20 protein-coding genes are annotated in these 16,435 nt (G+C 38.4%); 10 read left to right on the top strand and 10 right to left on the bottom strand.

The window, feature by feature from the left end; translation table 11 throughout:
* Positions 1 to 109: 109 nt before the first annotated feature.
* Positions 110 to 877, bottom strand: a complete 768-nt coding sequence (locus H561_RS0120410; RefSeq protein ID WP_027388643.1) for a hypothetical protein — start codon at positions 875 to 877, stop codon at positions 110 to 112.
* Between the two features lie 406 nt (positions 878 to 1,283).
* Here H561_RS0120410 and H561_RS0120400 point away from each other — a divergent pair, with 406 nt between their 5' ends.
* The 10 genes from H561_RS0120400 (at position 1,284) to H561_RS0120355 (ending at position 7,552) form a co-directional block, all read left to right on the top strand.
* Positions 1,284 to 1,913 carry a hypothetical protein gene (locus H561_RS0120400; protein ID WP_155845872.1) on the top strand — a complete coding sequence of 210 codons (630 nt, stop codon included), beginning with the start codon at positions 1,284 to 1,286 and terminating at the stop codon, positions 1,911 to 1,913.
* Positions 1,914 to 1,946: 33 nt separating this feature from the next.
* Positions 1,947 to 2,195, top strand: coding sequence for a hypothetical protein (locus tag H561_RS0120395; protein WP_027388640.1), 249 nt, complete (start codon positions 1,947 to 1,949; stop codon positions 2,193 to 2,195).
* Positions 2,173 to 2,334: a hypothetical protein gene (locus tag H561_RS24085; protein WP_162143041.1), complete on the top strand. Its 162-nt coding sequence runs from the start codon at positions 2,173 to 2,175 to the stop codon at positions 2,332 to 2,334. The genes H561_RS0120395 and H561_RS24085 overlap by 23 nt, the downstream gene beginning before the upstream one ends.
* 252 nt (positions 2,335 to 2,586) lie before the next feature.
* Positions 2,587 to 3,513: a DUF2262 domain-containing protein gene (locus tag H561_RS0120385; RefSeq protein WP_027388639.1), complete on the top strand. Its 927-nt coding sequence runs from the start codon at positions 2,587 to 2,589 to the stop codon at positions 3,511 to 3,513.
* Positions 3,514 to 3,607: 94 nt separating this feature from the next.
* The gene (locus H561_RS0120380) at positions 3,608 to 4,309 is read left to right on the top strand and encodes an SMI1/KNR4 family protein (RefSeq protein ID WP_027388638.1); all 702 of its coding nucleotides are present in this window, start codon (positions 3,608 to 3,610) and stop codon (positions 4,307 to 4,309) included.
* Positions 4,310 to 4,461: 152 nt separating this feature from the next.
* Positions 4,462 to 4,986, top strand: a complete 525-nt coding sequence (locus H561_RS0120375) for a hypothetical protein (protein WP_027388637.1) — start codon at positions 4,462 to 4,464, stop codon at positions 4,984 to 4,986.
* A 164-nt stretch (positions 4,987 to 5,150) separates the two neighbouring features.
* Entirely contained in the window at positions 5,151 to 5,765 is a 615-nt protein-coding gene (locus H561_RS0120370; RefSeq protein WP_228372320.1) for a hypothetical protein, read from the top strand.
* A 59-nt stretch (positions 5,766 to 5,824) separates the two neighbouring features.
* Positions 5,825 to 5,956 (top strand): hypothetical protein, encoded by a 132-nt coding sequence (locus H561_RS24415; RefSeq protein WP_262486249.1) that lies wholly within the window; start codon positions 5,825 to 5,827, stop codon positions 5,954 to 5,956.
* 92 nt (positions 5,957 to 6,048) lie between these two features.
* A complete protein-coding gene (locus H561_RS0120360; protein ID WP_027388635.1) occupies positions 6,049 to 6,684 on the top strand; it encodes a hypothetical protein in 636 nt (211 codons plus the stop codon).
* 118 nt (positions 6,685 to 6,802) lie between these two features.
* Positions 6,803 to 7,552, top strand: a complete 750-nt coding sequence (locus H561_RS0120355; protein ID WP_027388634.1) for a hypothetical protein — start codon at positions 6,803 to 6,805, stop codon at positions 7,550 to 7,552.
* 136 nt (positions 7,553 to 7,688) lie between these two features.
* Here H561_RS0120355 and H561_RS0120350 read toward each other — a convergent pair whose 3' ends face one another.
* The 9 genes from H561_RS0120350 to H561_RS0120305 all read right to left on the bottom strand — a co-directional run bounded on the left by H561_RS0120350 (position 7,689) and on the right by H561_RS0120305 (position 16,431).
* Positions 7,689 to 8,276, bottom strand: a complete 588-nt coding sequence (locus H561_RS0120350; protein WP_027388633.1) for a hypothetical protein — start codon at positions 8,274 to 8,276, stop codon at positions 7,689 to 7,691.
* A 101-nt stretch (positions 8,277 to 8,377) separates the two neighbouring features.
* Complete coding sequence (locus H561_RS24080; protein WP_155845870.1) at positions 8,378 to 8,548, bottom strand: hypothetical protein; 171 nt, start codon at positions 8,546 to 8,548, stop codon at positions 8,378 to 8,380.
* On the bottom strand, positions 8,526 to 9,692 hold the full coding sequence (locus H561_RS0120340; RefSeq protein ID WP_027388632.1) for an immunity 26/phosphotriesterase HocA family protein: 1,167 nt from the start codon (positions 9,690 to 9,692) through the stop codon (positions 8,526 to 8,528). The genes H561_RS24080 and H561_RS0120340 overlap by 23 nt, the downstream gene beginning before the upstream one ends.
* A gap of 98 nt (positions 9,693 to 9,790) precedes the next feature.
* Complete coding sequence (locus tag H561_RS0120335) at positions 9,791 to 11,161, bottom strand: hypothetical protein (RefSeq protein ID WP_027388631.1); 1,371 nt, start codon at positions 11,159 to 11,161, stop codon at positions 9,791 to 9,793.
* Positions 11,162 to 11,357: 196 nt separating this feature from the next.
* Positions 11,358 to 12,386, bottom strand: coding sequence for a hypothetical protein (locus H561_RS0120325; RefSeq protein ID WP_027388630.1), 1,029 nt, complete (start codon positions 12,384 to 12,386; stop codon positions 11,358 to 11,360).
* Between the two features lie 43 nt (positions 12,387 to 12,429).
* Positions 12,430 to 13,563: a hypothetical protein gene (locus tag H561_RS0120320; protein ID WP_027388629.1), complete on the bottom strand. Its 1,134-nt coding sequence runs from the start codon at positions 13,561 to 13,563 to the stop codon at positions 12,430 to 12,432.
* 66 nt (positions 13,564 to 13,629) lie between these two features.
* Positions 13,630 to 14,646, bottom strand: coding sequence for a HEAT repeat domain-containing protein (locus tag H561_RS0120315; RefSeq protein ID WP_051349474.1), 1,017 nt, complete (start codon positions 14,644 to 14,646; stop codon positions 13,630 to 13,632).
* A gap of 15 nt (positions 14,647 to 14,661) precedes the next feature.
* Positions 14,662 to 15,429: a hypothetical protein gene (locus tag H561_RS0120310; RefSeq protein ID WP_027388627.1), complete on the bottom strand. Its 768-nt coding sequence runs from the start codon at positions 15,427 to 15,429 to the stop codon at positions 14,662 to 14,664.
* Positions 15,430 to 15,669: 240 nt separating this feature from the next.
* Positions 15,670 to 16,431 (bottom strand): DUF6630 family protein, encoded by a 762-nt coding sequence (locus H561_RS0120305; protein WP_027388626.1) that lies wholly within the window; start codon positions 16,429 to 16,431, stop codon positions 15,670 to 15,672.
* Between the last annotated feature and the right edge of the window lie 4 nt (positions 16,432 to 16,435).

Genomic DNA, 16,435 nt, shown 5'->3' with positions numbered 1-16,435 from the left:
AACTGTACAGAGTTCACATCCGTTATTTGATAAAAATCAGCTGTAGTTTTATGCATACACCCAATAGAGATAAAAAATTCTGCAGAATGGGTAGAACTTTTGGTATAATTCATGAATGCCAAAGAGTAAAATCTGTAATTGCCGTTGAGCCTGGAGGTCCCACCCAGACAGTATAAATGTTTTCCGGGTGTTGTGGATCGTAAAGTACAGCCGCATTATCTCCTGTCTTTGGCAGATCGATACGTTTCCACTGTCCTGTTTTTTGTATCCAGCGATCAACCCCAGCCATGTCTGTAAATTTTACAGTAATTGTTCCGATAAGACCGCCCGAGCTAGGGTCGATTTCTGGAATATCTGTAATAAGCCCGGAAGTTATTTTTCCTTCTTTTATCATACGGGTAAGTATATGATATTTTGCAGACCTACGGACTCTTAATAAGATACTGATCAGCAAGAATAATCCAGCCATAACAGTCAAGATTGACGGAATAAGCCATAGTGCACCCCCCTTTGCCGGCAATGACAGTGCACCCCACCATGCACCTACGGCAAGCCCTGTGATAAGAACAGGACCAGGTCCAATCCCAGGAAATGAAAGGAGTTTCCCAGTAAATCTACGGCCGGCACCAATATACACAAAGAAGCCTAAGATGATGAATGGTAGTCCGGCAGCCATACCAAAGATGGCTAAAGGAGGTTCATCTGAATTTGTCATATCCTGTTCTAAAAAACCAAATATAGAGCGGGCGATGAATACTCCACCTGATAAGATCATGGCATGACCAATCAAAATACCTAACAATGCAGCCTGACTGCCCTTTTGTCTGGCGATCTGCTGTTTACGTATCTCGATAGGATCTGTTGTATTATTTTTCATTATATCAAGTTAAGTTGCCCTAATTTCTATAGTCTGGCTTTTTTTAGGGGTATGTTTTCAAATTTACGGTAAATTAGTTTAAAGATAATCGGATGATGCAGGTAAAGTATAACAGCAGCCGGGGCATGCTGAAATAAAAAATTGTAAATTGAGAAATACACAATAGACAGAAAAATACTATATTTATAGTGGACACAAAGCGCATAAAAAGTAAATATCACTGCAGGCGGCTCACCGAATGTGGCTGTAAATAAAAAAATATAATAAAACGGGAAAGAATCCTGTTTATATAACATTTAATCTTGTAAAAGTCTTATATCAGACAAAGAGCCGCCTTATTCAAACATAAATGCGGATGGATATTAGTCCTTACTATCAGGAAATTGAATATTATGAACTTAACATTATGAAAAAAATCAACCCGTACTGTGTTCTTATTTGTATGGCATTGCAGATCAGTTTATCCGCTCAGAACATTAAACCTAAAGACCACTATGATTATCAGGTGAGAGAAGAAAAAGGAGACCTGAATAGGGACGGTAAACTAGACCGGATAACGGTAAAAATGGATACCATAAATGAAACAAGACCGCTGCAGCTGCAGATTTTCCTGTCTCAGCCCAATGGAAAACTGATTCTGGCTGTATCCTCCGACAAAATAATTGAACCGCAGTATCCTGCTGAAAACCATGGAAAGCATAATGAATACCAAATTCCGGATTTTTTTATAGAAAAAGGGATTTTGACCATGTGGAGCGAAATTAAAAGCGGAAATATTACCTGCGATTTCAAATATCAAAACGGGAATTTTGAATTAATCCATGTAAAAAAGCTGACCAATAATTCCACTAAAGGATATACTGATGAAAATACCGTTTTTACGGAAACCGAATTTGATTTGCTTAAAGGGCTGCGGACCGAAACTGACGAAGTGTTTGGCAAAAAAAAACCGCTCAACGTAAGAAAAAAAACAATCCTGATAAGGCCCTTGCCGAAGATACAGGATTTTAAATTTTCCGATAAAAATGTATATTAAAACAATACAGGATAATGTAAAGCTGAAAATCCTATGGAAATCCTGGAAAAATATGGAATTGCAGAAGCCGCGAAAGAATATGCCTGGCTTGACTGCGAAAGGTTTGAAGAAAGTGAAAGTTATATTGATGTGACTGAAGGTTTATCAGCCATTACCAACAACATATTCTTACCTGTAAACATTAATATCGGGAATGAAGGCTGGACTGAAAACAGAGAGCATGATATGATCGGAATTAATTTCAAATTAAAGAATGAAAATGATCAGATCAGGCTTCTGTGAGGAATGGTTTGATGTCGATTTGATCACCGAACTGAACAAAATAATGAAGAAAAACGGAATTGAAGAACAGTTTTATCCGGTTAAGACAGGTGACCAGTCTCTGATCATCGTTTTCGGAGACGCTTTTCTTAAACAATAGCTTGCAGGCGATACTATTCTGGAAAATGCTGGCCGGCTGACAATACAGAGACCACCGAACTTCAATTCATTAAAAATTGTCTGATGTATATAATAACTAAAACACGCACCGCTTCTAATACTCCTAAAGGCTGAAAGATAAAACTCAATGCCCTTTTAATTAGATTTCAGTTATGTTGCCGGCTTGTATGTTTCAAATAAACGCCTGATATCATGCTGATCTCTATCAAACAAAACACAAAAAAATAAGAAAATGGAAGCGACCTGGGATATTAAACTGATGGACTTGTTGAAAAATGCGAGGCTTGAAAGCCCTAAGGAAATGAGCCTCTTTCTGGAAAAACATTCACCGTTAGCTGTGGCGAATGAAGATTATTCGGTGTTGCTGTTATTCCGGAATTTTATGGTGCAGCATTGGAATGATGAAAGACGGATATTGAATTGTCATCCTGAAGATAACCGGTTTCAATGCGGGATTACAATCGTAAGATCTTCCGATGACTTTAATTCGGAAAGTAATGTTTACCTGCCCAATCATTTAAATTACAGAGCACTTAAAATTACCGGACAGGAAATTGAAATCATCACTGACGAAAAAATCATTACCACCAATATCACGGAACTGTTCAGAAAACTGAAGTTTTTTAAATTTTCAGTGACTGAGCAGGAAATCGAAAATGCTTTCAGCACCTTATGCAATGAACCCTATGAATTACCTGAAAAGCCGGAGGTTAAAAGCACAACAATAAAAATTCCGTCAGTCGGAGAATTAGTATACAATGAAAAACTGGAATGGTATGAAGGGAAATTCAATACCGGAAAGCAAAATATTGATATAAGTGTTTACAATACCGAACCCAATGAACTGAAAGAATTGATTTCATTTGTTGACAGGCAGATGAATTCAAAATTTTACGAGGAAATGCTGTTGGAAATGGAAAGCGAAATGATAGAACTGAAAAATGAAGTCTGGCTGGGGCAAGATGAAGAGACAGGTGAAGACGAGCCGCCAATAACTGCGGAAAATTTCAGAAAACGGATCTCTGTCAGCAGCATTGTATTTTATGATGATGGTAGCTCTTCAGTGTATTGCAATGACGGCGATATTTTCTGGGGCCATTTAATCGATATCAGTATGGATAAAAACGGAACCTATAAAGAAGTAAGTTTATTGGGATAAAATCAACTGCCGTTAGCAGGGTTGTGCGCTTCAGGTATGTTCCAGCGCAAAGTCCAAAAACGTAAGCATTAATAAAACATAAAAGAATGAAGATATGACATTGACCGAAATAGAAGAAGAATACGGCTTCAGATATCCTGAGCTTTACAGGCAGTTGGAAAAAGACGGAATGCTGGAGGTCGGAGAATACGGACCCGGCTGGCACAGCACGGTCTATCCAAGATTAAAAGAAAACCCGACCCTTTTACTGCACACCGGTGACTTTGAACTGCTCGATGCAAATGCAGTGAACGAAGCCATTAAAGAATTGGCAGACCCTGACGATTACAGGCAAATTAAGCCTGAATTCAAATTGATCCCGTTTGCACAAAGCGGCGCAGGCGACCACTATTGTTTTTTAATGAATGAACAAGACGGCGATGATATTCCTGTGGTATTCATATGGCATGACAGCAACGAAGCTGATTATCTTGCCAGGAATCTGCAGGACTATATTTTCAGGGCTTTGCTGACGGATATGTCCGATCAGGACGTTTATAATAACGTGAGTGATGAAGAATTTAAAAGCAACCTCAGCAGTATTCTGAAAACCCATACAAAATATCTCACCGGGAAACAGACTGATGTTCTGCAGAAGGTCATTTCAAGAGAAATCATTGATTATGACATCGAACTGCCAAGAGGAAGGAAAGAATCACACAGGGGGCTTTTAACTGACATCGAATTGAAAAGCATACTGACGGAAGTGATCCCATTCGAAAAGATGGACACGGCCTTTGAATATGCCGATGAATAGAAATGAATGCCTGAAGCGAAAAATTCATAACAGTCTTCCAATAGAATTTTAGTCATGTCATCAGTTTTTGTGTTTTGGTTGTTGCATCGGACTGATGCTTCCCGCCCGAAAACGCAATTTTAAACAAACGGCAATGACAACCGTAATAAATAATGGCAAATCAAAATTATACCGTTTTCAGGCGGAATTATGAAGGTAATATTTCAAAGAAATCAGAAATTGACCGGGAAGAATTCCACCATGATTTTTATGAAACCAAACCCCCTTTCGGGTTAGCCGTTTTTGGACTTTTAATGCTCCTGCCGGCCTTGTACAGTATGTTTAAAGGCCACACATTTTACGGGATCCTGATCATGACCGCAGGTTTATTTTTCATATATGGCGGACTTAAAAAAAGGAAATCGGTTTTCAGGGTTTCTAAAAACGGCGTATGGACCGCTGAATTCGGATTTATTTACTTCCGGCATATCGAGCGTTTTGAATTCTATCGTTATATAGGCAAACACAGTTCGGAACGGCTGAAAATTCATATGAAGAATTATAAAATGTACAGGATGGAAAGGCCTTTTTTAGAACAGCAGGTTTCCCATATTGACGGGTACGGGAATCTCAGAAACATCCTTGACCATGCCCTGACGATGGCAAATAAACGGAATAAAAACAGAAACGGCTTCTGACAGCGTTTTTATATCAGGCCTGCTGAATATAAGCTCAATAAGCATATTTCAATTTAAGAATAAATATGGGGTTTTTGCTTCAATTCTACTGCATTGAAATAGAATTTCCTGCATCAGTAAAAGCCTCGGAACATGAGCAGAAATTATAACCAACCACCAGTACCATGAAAATCCAAATAAAATATAAGATCTGCCTCATTGCAGGAATATTAATACTTATCGCTGCAGCAACGGCAGCAATCATATTTCTTAAAGGCATAAGCGCCATAGGAAGCCCGACAGGAGGAAAAGCGCCCGATTACCCCTATTTTATGACAACCGGGCCGACCGTAGTAAAAAAAATACGAATCCCCAAAGGGTCAAAACTGACTTATGAAGAGCACTTTTTTAAAGAAGGCCAGCAAAATAAAATAATGAATGAAAAAAAACTCACCGGCATAGAATTGCCCGAAGGAAAAACAATAGACTGGGGTGGCGTCCCTGTTTACAAAATTATAAAATTTTTCAATCCTGAAATGCAGGGATTCTCTGTTTATGCCGATTTTAACAAATTGAATAATGATAAGAAAACGGGATTTTCCAACCTTTGGGAAGGCTGTAGCGAGGAGCTGGGCATTACGGTAAAAAATCCTTTCGATTGGTCTTTCAACAGCAGCAATATTACTAAAGTGGACTATTGCGGCATGAATGATATGCTTTATTTCGAAGAAGATGAAGAACGCATCAAACAGCAGCAGCTTCCGGGTAAATTATATCATGAGCTCAAAAAAATTCATTAATTACAATAATCAGAACCTGTTCGGTACTTTTGAAAAATGTATGAAAAACCAACATAACTATGATAGAATCTTCACCTGAAAAAGACCGAAATGCAAATGTAACGGTGGCTGTTCAATTAAAGCTGAGTAATGACATTACCCTTTTGTATCCTTGCCTGGCGAAAGTAAATCATCACATTACGGGCTATTAATCGGAGAGTATGCAAAAGTGACGTTTAAGGACCAACACAAAACCTAAAATGCATGATCCAAAGCTGACACAATACCATAAGAGAAAAAACAGATGACTGAATTTAAAGAGATACATCAACTTTTTGGGGTGAATGAAAATAAAGGGGTTTCCGAAAAAGAAATTGATGCATTCAAAAATATTTGTGAAAATATTCCCAACGTTCTTTTTGACTATTATTTACAGCTGGGCAGGCTGAAAGAACTTAACCAAACCCAGGACAGGCTTATTGAACCTGAACAATTAAGATTCTCTGAACATCAGGATTTTCTGATTTTTTATGTTGAAAATCAGCGGGCATGTGTATGGGGAATCCATAAAAATGACTTACACACTGACAATCCGCTGGTGTATATGAGTTATGAAGAACACGAGTGGACTAAAGAAACGGATTTATTAACTGATTTTTTTAATGCAATGGCAAACCTGCAGGCTGTTTTTGCCTTCCCGTTCAGTTCGGAAGAATTTGTCTGTATCAATACGGAAGAACTCAAAATGATCGAATCAGATTTTAAAAAACGGGACTTTTCATTCTCACAATGGATTGGGATTGACTTTTACGGAAACCATAGCAACGATGTAATAGCTGTTCAGAAAAACGGTGATTACTACGATTTGATCTATGCTTCCCAAAACGAACAGCAGTTTAAAGAAATGGATGATATCCTTAACAAATTCGGAGAATACTGACGCTAAACCAGCGCATTATGGGTAAGGCAACAACATCCCTAAGAATGTATGCCCGTCTGAAATTTTGTATTTTTACGGTCCAAAATCATAAGCTGACATTATTTAAAATCACGGAAATATGACACTTTACGACAAATACATTAACGGAGAAACGGTGCAGGTTTACCGGGAAATTGATGCTTTGGGGCAGGACGCTTTTGTGCCGGCCAAGCTGGCCGACATTGAAAAAGTCCTGACGGAAACATTTCAAAGGGTTGCCTACAATCTTGAGATCATTTATAAGGAACTCAAAGAGATCAACTACTTGTTCAGGGAAAACCCTGAGCACAATTTTGAAAAACCTTTACACAGACCTTTAGAAGACACCGACCTTTTACTTCATCAACTTGATGATGCTGTAAAGCCATTCGGATATGTCCCGCTTTCAATGAAATATTTCTATAAAATGGCAGGCGGGGTAAATTTTGTCTGGGACTACGAAACAAACGAAGACTTTATCTGGCAAATGGCTGACCCCATTCAGATAGCAAGTCTTGATGCTGTTGTGGAAACAGTTACTGATGAATACTGGCAGGAAGAGATGCAACAGTATTTAGATGATGAAAATTTCGGAACTGCATTTTTAGAAGCAGCAGCTGACGATCTACACAAAGATAATATCAGCGGAGGCCAGGCCTATGCCATTGAAATAACAAAAGAACCCAGTATTGACAGTAATTTTATGAACGAACCGAATGGCACTACATTCATAAATTATCTGAGAATATGTTTTGAAAATTGCGGTTTTCCGGGCATAATAAGGCCTGATACGGATAATGATTACCAGGCATTTTTTGATAAAGTCAAGCCGCAGCTTAAACCTATATAATATTGATTACCAATTTTTTGGATCGCTAAAATCATGAATCATCCCAAACACGGTTCAGTTTTACCTATCCATAGTGAACACCGTTTGATTTTATTTCAGGGAAACACACAGCCATTTATAAGGCTTTACAATTCAATCATTTATGATGTTGAACGACGACTTCAATAACGCCTGCCTTGTCCTGTTTTTCATTATTATTAAAAGTCAGCTGAATTGACCTGCCCGGGGAAACGTCAATATACACCGGCAGGGGCTGCGCGGTAACACCGATCAATGGTATTTCTTTTCTGAGGCTTCCAAAATAGCCCGTAAAATCTCCGACAGTTAAAGAATCTGTCATGGATTCAGGAACCAGGAAAATCATTTCTGAATGTATTGTGGGGTTCGCTTCTTTATTCCGGTAATATTGCATGACGATGTCTTGCGCTTTTTCCTCTTTCAAAGAATCGTAGACCACCAGCGGCAGCGTATGTAAAAATTTTTTATTTAAAGACCGGATACCGGCCTCGTTAAATTTTGTATCGGGAAGTTTTGCTACGGAATCTATGTACGCAAGGAATACCTTCGGGCGGCCGGCTTTCATTTCCTTAACTTCCGGAAGGACCGATTTGTTTTTCCGGTTTTGGGCATGGTCCCCGCTGCAGCTCAGGAAGGCACCCAGTATAAAAGCAGGCAGAGTAAAACAAATGCTTTTCCGTTTAAAAGTAAAAGATGAGTTGATCATTTGAATGTTATTTTCTTGATCATTCCGATCAGGGTTTCATGTATATGTGTTTAAGAATCAATCAGGTTGTTTCCGGTTTAGCAACTTCCTCCAACAGGTGATCAGAAACTGTTCCAAATTTTCAGCGAGTAGAAACTTGTATCTTCATTGCTTCCGAAGTTAATCACCTGGCCTTTGGTTCCACGGATATCAGTCCCGGTATTGATGATTCCGTTCCGGATGTCCCAATAACAGGTTTTGGACAGGTTCTTACTGTTGAGAATGTTTTGCAAGGATTACATTATCTTCATAGGTTTTATCGGCATCAAGTCCGAAAAATTCAAATATTTCCCTTTTTATATCAAGGTTCACCGGGTTTCTAAGATCGTATTTAATATCATAGAAATGGCTGCTCTCCCAATAGGGCCTGTTTGATTGGTCTGCAATGCAATCTTCAAGTTTTTCAGTATCCAGACCGTAGCCGATCGATTCATTTCTGTATGGATTTTCATTGTAACCCATATATAAATTCTTATCCTCTGTTTTCAGGTATTTGTTAAATCGGGCAATATCATTCTCTTTATAAATAAGTCCGTACTGTAAGTATACGGTGTCTTTATCATCTGAACTGATGCTTCTGCTGTACGAGATCAGCATATCATATTCTGAAATTTCCAAAGGCTGATGCCCTATGATCATCTTTTCTCCATAGAAAAACTGGTTGTCCATAACCGCCTGCGACGGTAAGGCTAATGTCTTTGAAAGTTCAGCCGGATCAACATCAGGCGTATGGCTGATTTTATGATACACTTTTACAATCAGGGCTTTTCCCATCAGATGGGTTAAACCGTAATTTTTACCGGCTTTGAGGTTTTCTGTTTTTACCCGTTTGGCAACATCCATCAGGATTCTGCCGAAGGCATAGTTTCTCCGGTCGGTTTTGAAAGCAAAAAAGTCGCCTTCTTTATATTTACAGCGTTTTCTTTCTGCACTTTTAAAAGCCTCGATCTCTGACAAATCCTTTTCAGTGGTTTCCTCCATCCATTTTGAAAGCCATTTCTGAAGCGTTTCAAGATTGCCTTTTTCCTCAAAATTTTCTGAATGAAAAGTCGTTTGCGTGGTGAAATTTGAAATTTTTAAATGGTCTGCTGAAAAACTAAAATATACCCCAAACGGAGCAAATGACTGCGTCGCCGTAAAGTTGAGCTTTTTGGGCTTTCCTCTGGATGTTTTGGGCAGTAGAACGGTTCTGTTTTCTGCTGTCTTTTCATTCAGTTCCTCTTCAAAATAGGAGTCTTCGGTAACCGATATTTTCTTCCTGATGGTGTCACCGTCAAAGTACAGGTACATTTCATTTAATTTTACTATGTCCCAGCTGCTTTCTACAGGAATCAGCCCTAAATATTTTCGGTGTTCATTCGTTAGTTCAAAAATCATATCTGTATTTAATTAGGTGTCGGTTATACGGGCTGCTGTATTTAATCTTAAACGCTGCCGGAATGTTTATGGGTATTTGTGAAAAATGAAGCCGCCGTTTATTTTACTGACTGTATAAGGGTTTTTAAGTCCTTTTTCCTGGTATTTATAATGATCAGCTGGCTTTTGTCATCCAGCAGGGTTTTGTAGGTGAAATCCTGGTCAGAAGTGAATTTCCAATTTTTCAGTTCTTTAAACGTTCTCCTGATCAGCTGGAGTTTTTCAGCATTGTTTTTTGATACGATGATTATTTTTGTCAGGGGCGTTTTCTGCATTTTCTCAATATTCCTTTCCGTAACCGGGGTTTCATATTCTGCACTGGAACGGTAACGGAACAGCTGATCGATCGTATTGAAATCATTCTCATTTTCAGAAATGACATACCGGTAGGTCATTATATTGTCAAGCTCATTGATCCAGTTCGGAAAGCCGGTTTCATACAGCTTGATATAGCGATCAACGAAACTTTTATCCATTGATTTCTTTTCATTAACATATTCTTTCACCAAAGGATAAACTTTTCTTGCCATCAGATCAATATATTGATGGTAATACCAGTCGTTACGGTCTAATGTCCCTGATAATTTTTCATAAACATACCCATTCCCCAGTGCCGTAGCTAAAAGTTCATTTAAAAGCAGGTCAGCATAGTTGCTGTATTTGGATGTATTTTCCTTAAAAGCCTGATCAATCTCAATCTTGAGTTCAAGCGGCTGTTCATTGTATATGATATGAAAGATTTCATGCATCATCACGCTGAACAAATCTTTATAATCCTTTAAATGGGTCTGAATGGCACTTACAAAATTATTGCAGAATGCCTGCGCGGTAAAGTAATCCGAATCAGGCAAAGGATAGAAGGCAATCCGGAACGGGATAGACTGATCCCAGCTTGAATGGTAAAAAGACAGACCGGTCTGAAAAAATTCTTCGATCTGGTGGTCATCGGCATATTGTGTGATTTCCATTACCTGCTTTTCAAATTTCTCCTGGTTTGGCCTATAAATCAATTCATTATAGACAGGCGTAAAATCTGAAATAAATGCCGTCAGGTCATGTAAAGTTTTGTTGGGGACAATTCCGATGGAACGAAGCTTAAAATCATTCAGATTGTCAGTTTCGATGAGATTTTTCTTTAAGATATCCCTCGTCTGCATCGGAACTTTTGAACCGTAGGGATACTCTTCAAACTGATAGCTGTAATCAATAGCAAGCTTATCAAACCCGGCAATCTTCTTTTTATATTCGTCAGTATTATATTTTGACTTTTGAAATGATGTTTTAAATACATTGTCAGGATGGTTCTCAGAGAGATTCTGAATAAATACAAAAACCGCCAGCTGTTCTGAATACTTAATGGCAAGGGTGGGTTTCTGCCCGAAAGCAAAAACGGTCAAAAGCAGCAGGGGTATTAAAAGTAGAGATTTCATGTTTTTTTTATTTTATAGATCTATTGAACTTACATGGTTCCGTTTAATTCTTTTATTACATTCCCTATGAAACAGCTATTAATTGTATCATGAACAATTACTGAATCCAAACAGGCATCCGGAAATTCCGAAACCGGATTTTCCAGTGTCCCCTGCCCGATTAAACATAAAGCAGAAAAGCCGCAATTGAAACCCATTATTTTTTAGCATGTACGGGCAGCTCATTTTTCAGGCTGTTATTTTTAATCACTTTCCTGCATCGCTTAACCCGTTCAGGATCATCTTCGCTGGCCAGGCCGAGATCAAGAAATAATCCGTCCTGCAGTTTACAATCTCCCCAGCGCAGCTTTCGGTCTACTTGCTTTGCTCTTTCAAACAGGATTTCAAAATCGTCATCAACAGGTAATTTATTGACTTTCGCTCTTTCGTAAGCAGAAATCAGCATCCTCAATTCAGTTTCAGTTTCAGGCTGTTGAAGTTCCGGGTAGTTGTTGAAAACTTCTTTAAGCGCCTGATATTTTCCTTTTTGAACATAAGCAATTAGCGCATCAGCATTATATTTGGCCCCCAGGTTTTTGTGCCTGCATAACTGTATGGCTGCTTCTGTACCATGCGCTTCTGCATACGCAGTAACCAATGACTGCTTGGCATCATTAACTTCTGTCCTGTTAATCGCAGGTTTACAGGATTTAAAGTACTTAAAGAAATTCTCTTGATCCCCTTTCAGGGCATAATACTTAAGGATGATTAAGAAACCTCTGTCAAAATTGTCTTCTTCTTTAAAAATTTTTGTTTTCCTGAAATGGGCAATATAGGTTTCAGCTTTCTCAATTTCATCCTTCATCACCAGATTCGTGATGACATGTATTATGATATGGTTGTAGATAATAGGATCGTGAGTAATTTTTTGAGCAGAACTTAACATTTCTTCTTCCGTATAATCTGCAAAATCATACAGTAACAGAACTGCGGTATACCAATCCAAACGGGAAGTGATCTGTTTTTTACTTTCAAATCTTGTATAAATATCCTTCCATGAGCTCCGGTAGCCCTGATATCCGAATGACCCGATCCCCAGGCCTCTTCCTTCATAGGGAACGTCAGCGGTCTTTTTAATCACTTCCAGTACTTCTGTATCGTTGCCCAAAGCTTCCTGCGCATTATCTCCCGGAGTATTCAGTGCTTCAATGCAAAGATCGATGGCCTTGTCTGTTTCTTTTTTCATTACTTTTTTTAAGCTGTTGCATAAACTTTTTAGCACACGTATTTTATTTCACGGGTCTGATAAGATACAGTTCATTTTTATCGGCAGTAAAAAGCTTAACATTTAAAGTTTTATCGGTATAATAAAAATAAGGATAATAATATTTTTCAAATTCGTTTTTTAACCCGGTAATTTTTTCTCCTTCCGATTCAAAAAATTGATTCGTTTCTCCCGATTCTCCCAGCACCATCGGTTTTTTGAATTTCAAAGTGTCCCGGTCAACATACAGCTGGCAAAATAAATTTCCTTTCCAGACAACCTCTTGGGATGAAGGAGAGCCTCCGCCGATGTTATGCGTGACATGATCCATTTTTACTCTCTGAAAATAAACGGGCTTAAAATTTTTCCAGTCCGGTGCTTCTCCCCATTCATTATCGGAATACTTCCCGAAAAGATTCGACAGATAAGTGGTTTCCCCTTTCTGATCATCGATATTTTCACGATCGGGCAAAAGACCGTTTAAAAACAGTTTGTACCAAATGTTGTTCAGAAAATAAATAATCTGCTGTTTGGGACGATCCCCGCCTGATGCATAATTATCTCCGTCAATGGTATAATAAGCGGCTTCGCTGATTATTTTTTTGAATACCCCGGTCTGCTGCGTCTGATCCCATTTCAGGTCCTTGTTCTGAAGGATAAACGGCTTCTCGGCAGGATCACCATCCAGAATCCAGGTTTTATAATAGCCTCTCTCCGGATTTACCATATAATCCCCAAAGAGAATTTCCGAGTAATTTTTAGAAGTGCGTTTATAAATATACCGGTCTAAAAGATCTCCGTCCTTATTGAGTTTATAGGTAATAAAATCCTGATATACTCTGCTTCCGCCGCCGTATTGGTCTTCTTGTACAGCCTTTGCATCCCGGTCTTCAGGAATCCTTGTAGTGATGACAATTAAATGGTGGTGAGAAGAAATAAAGTGGCGTACGGGCTCGAAGCTGTGGAATGCCCGTTTCATCTCGTAACTGCCGAAACGGATGGTTTTTTCAGATTTGAGGTCGTGGTAATTCTCAAATTTACCGGGCAACCCTGTGTTGACGGCCGCATTGGTAAAATAAATCTTCAGGGATTCGAATTTAAAAGCAACCGCTAAAACCAGCAGGATCAGCATTCCCCCGGTTATGATTTTATTTTTCATGGGTCATCATTATTTTATCTCGTTGTTTTTAATGTATTTCAATGGAATAAATACTCCTTAGACTATTTACCCCTTTAAAGTCCGTTCTAAAAATTTGACAGCTCTGGTTTTCGCGAGGCCTATCTTTTCTTCATCCAATTCATCCAGTGCTGTTTGTGAAATCCCAAGTGTAGTCTTGCCAAATTCCCGCACAGCAATGAGTATAATAGACAATACAAAATAGTGACGTTCAGCAGTCAAGGCCGTTTTATACGCTTCAAAAGCCTTAATTCTCAACTGTCCGCTTTTATTTCTGAAACCCATCTGCATATATGATGAGGCACTCCAGGCCCTGCAGTCCGGATCTTCATCTTCCAGCAGATGCCGCTTCAGGATATCCGTATCTTTCATAGTCCCGATCCAGCCCAACACAATAATTGCTCGGTCTCTCTTATCACGTTTTTCACTTTCTGCAAATTTTCTCGCGTATGCCAAAATTTGATTTTTATATTTACTTTTTTCGTTAATACGGCCTAAAATGAAAATGATTTCGCTTTGAAAATCAACATCTTCATTGCTTTCCAGTTTTGACAGCAGTAAAATTTCCGCTTTCTCTCCGTGGTTTTCAAACCTGTTTTGCAGCTGTTTCCTAAATTCATCATCAAGGGAGGGATCGTTAAGCAATCCGTAATGAAATTCCACAAAAGGACTTTTTGCAACCGACAGAATAAATTGATCTGTATCGCTTCTATTTCCTTCTTTGATATCCTTAATCCATTGCTGCAGTTCTTCTAAAGTGGAAAAATTAATTTCGTCAAGTATTTCTTCTATATCATTTTTCAGCGGCTCATCATTCAGATTTTTAAGCTTATCTTTCAGAAAATAATGTGCTTTTTCTCTGTCCTGCCTGAAGCTGAAATACAATTTCAGATTCGGTTGAAAATACCTTTTCTTTTGCTCCAGCAAAGAAAAATGAAATTTCAGGTATTCGTCCTCATCAGAACCGGTCAATTCTGAACAAAACTGGCAGATACTCATTGAAGCTTTGCTCTTTAACCTGTTTATTTCGTCAAAAAGCATTTTCAGTTCGGCTGTTTTTTTCATTTTAATTCCGGCAGTTTACAGGGGTTTTTTCCAAAACTGATAACCTGCCGAATAAATCCGGAGGTCTTCCATTTTCCTGATAAAGGATTTTTCGAACATCGATAATTCGACTTCCGTTACATTGATCGATTTGACGATCCTGTTTTCCTTTGAATCGAAAGATATTTCATCTTCTTTATGGTCCCTTTTGGAAAGAGCATAATAGAATGACTGATCTTCCCAGTAAGAAGCATCAGGGTCGTCGTCAACCGTGATTTTCTTGCCGTTTTTATTGAGGTATTCTCTGATTTTATTAAATTCGGATGTGTTTTTTGAAGTCTTTCCTACCCGCAGGTACATTAGTTTTCCTTTACGGTCTTCCACCATATCCATCTTTGGGAAAGGTACGGTGTTTAAAACAGCAATGGTATCTTTTTCCGGATCATAGGCCACCGTTTGATAACCATAGCCGAATATTTCGGTGGGCTTTTTATTTCTGGCCATCCAGTCACCGGTGTGTTCCAAATACAAATCCGTAGGAAATCTTCCGTCCGTTTTAAAGTAGCCCAAAGTATCTTTTACAAAAAAAGAATTATTTAATAGTTCCAAAGCTTTTTCTTTACTTACACTCTTAGGCTCCGTGGCAATAATTTCATTGGTTTTTTTTACTTTGTTTTTATAAAACCCTGATACATCAAAATCATTCGATATTTTGGCTAAATCAACAAATTTTTTATTCTGAGCATGGCACGATGCCGCAATAAATGATGCTGACAGAAAGCAGATTTTAATGGTTTTTTTCATAAATAATATAAATTTGGCGGTGTCTTTTTAAAAAATACTATTAAATAAACATTTTTGTATTTGGTGTTATGATTTCAAATTTTTATGTATCAGTTCTTCTAACTTCTGTTTTTCAAATTCCATCTATTTTCAGCCTGTTGTTTATCCGTTTTTTATTTGATCATCCCTAAATTCAAGCGATTATATGAGGTCTTAAATTCTATGAAAATTCCGGATTCATCCATTTTCCGGGCTCATTTTTCAGCCGTCTTTTTTCCTGATGTGCGTCGTTACCCCTAAGCTTTCGACTTCATTTTTCAGAAAATTCATAACAGACATGGTACCGGTGCCTATCAGTATATCATCCTGCTGCATAAAGGTTTTGATTTCGGATAATGAGATATTGAACCTGTTTTTCAGGTAGATCATGACCTTCGCCGCGTTCGGTCCTGTGTCTGAAATACAGAGGTCATAAATATTGGTATCAAGGATAATAAAGCCTTCATCCTGAATATTAAAAATCTGTTCAAATTCTTGTGCAGGCAGTACAAAATAATGATAGGCATCATCCCCGCATTCAAAAAACCCGATTGATAAGTTTGCGGCTTCGAGTTCTTTATCCAGCTCACGAAAAAGTAAGGGAAGAAATTCTCCACGCTTCCGGGTTAAAGCTAAAACTTTAGTTTCCGGATTTTTGGGGCTCCACTTTACCGGAATACGATCTTGCTGCTTCAATATGCTGCTGATCCCACGCTTCACCTGCCCGGAATATTCTTCTCCGCTCCAGTCAACGGTCTCGATTAGTCTGTTTTTTACCGCAACGGCAAGGAAAATGACCGTTTCTGTTAATTCTTCAATGTTTTCAGCATAATAATCAACATCAATAATACTTTCTATGATATTCGTGTGGCCTCTCAGAAATGCCGGTACAGCAGATCTTGGTCCGTTAGTTAAATTTTCAAATTCCGGAAATTTTTCCTTTAATATCATCCTGGCGACAGATTTCAGCGGGTCTTTTTGCATATTC

Origin of the sequence: Chryseobacterium gregarium DSM 19109, assembly GCF_000430845.1 — a bacterium.
GTDB lineage: Bacteria > Bacteroidota > Bacteroidia > Flavobacteriales > Weeksellaceae > Chryseobacterium > Chryseobacterium gregarium.
The sequence above is the reverse complement of the archived record's forward strand: the minus strand, read 5'-3'. Positions and strand labels throughout refer to the sequence as shown.

Excerpts from the sequence above, each read along its gene's own strand:
- H561_RS0120400 (WP_155845872.1), top strand. The coding sequence starts at position 1,284 with ATGAAAAAAATCAACCCGTACTGTGTTCTTATTTGTATGGCATTGCAG.
- H561_RS0120320 (WP_027388629.1), bottom strand. The coding sequence starts at position 13,563 with ATGAAAAATAAAATCATAACCGGGGGAATGCTGATCCTGCTGGTTTTA.
- H561_RS0120375 (WP_027388637.1), top strand. The coding sequence starts at position 4,462 with ATGGCAAATCAAAATTATACCGTTTTCAGGCGGAATTATGAAGGTAAT.
- H561_RS0120380 (WP_027388638.1), top strand. The coding sequence starts at position 3,608 with ATGACATTGACCGAAATAGAAGAAGAATACGGCTTCAGATATCCTGAG.
- H561_RS0120360 (WP_027388635.1), top strand. The coding sequence starts at position 6,049 with ATGACTGAATTTAAAGAGATACATCAACTTTTTGGGGTGAATGAAAAT.
- H561_RS0120385 (WP_027388639.1), top strand. The coding sequence starts at position 2,587 with ATGGAAGCGACCTGGGATATTAAACTGATGGACTTGTTGAAAAATGCG.
- H561_RS0120410 (WP_027388643.1), bottom strand. The coding sequence starts at position 877 with ATGAAAAATAATACAACAGATCCTATCGAGATACGTAAACAGCAGATC.
- H561_RS0120310 (WP_027388627.1), bottom strand. The coding sequence starts at position 15,429 with ATGAAAAAAACCATTAAAATCTGCTTTCTGTCAGCATCATTTATTGCG.
- H561_RS0120305 (WP_027388626.1), bottom strand. The coding sequence starts at position 16,431 with ATGCAAAAAGACCCGCTGAAATCTGTCGCCAGGATGATATTAAAGGAA.
- H561_RS0120350 (WP_027388633.1), bottom strand. The coding sequence starts at position 8,276 with ATGATCAACTCATCTTTTACTTTTAAACGGAAAAGCATTTGTTTTACT.
- H561_RS0120315 (WP_051349474.1), bottom strand. The coding sequence starts at position 14,646 with ATGAAAAAAACAGCCGAACTGAAAATGCTTTTTGACGAAATAAACAGG.
- H561_RS24085 (WP_162143041.1), top strand. The coding sequence starts at position 2,173 with ATGATCAGATCAGGCTTCTGTGAGGAATGGTTTGATGTCGATTTGATC.
- H561_RS0120370 (WP_228372320.1), top strand. The coding sequence starts at position 5,151 with ATGAAAATCCAAATAAAATATAAGATCTGCCTCATTGCAGGAATATTA.
- H561_RS0120395 (WP_027388640.1), top strand. The coding sequence starts at position 1,947 with ATGGAAATCCTGGAAAAATATGGAATTGCAGAAGCCGCGAAAGAATAT.
- H561_RS0120340 (WP_027388632.1), bottom strand. The coding sequence starts at position 9,692 with ATGATTTTTGAACTAACGAATGAACACCGAAAATATTTAGGGCTGATT.
- H561_RS0120355 (WP_027388634.1), top strand. The coding sequence starts at position 6,803 with ATGACACTTTACGACAAATACATTAACGGAGAAACGGTGCAGGTTTAC.
- H561_RS0120335 (WP_027388631.1), bottom strand. The coding sequence starts at position 11,161 with ATGAAATCTCTACTTTTAATACCCCTGCTGCTTTTGACCGTTTTTGCT.
- H561_RS24415 (WP_262486249.1), top strand. The coding sequence starts at position 5,825 with ATGATAGAATCTTCACCTGAAAAAGACCGAAATGCAAATGTAACGGTG.
- H561_RS0120325 (WP_027388630.1), bottom strand. The coding sequence starts at position 12,386 with ATGAAAAAAGAAACAGACAAGGCCATCGATCTTTGCATTGAAGCACTG.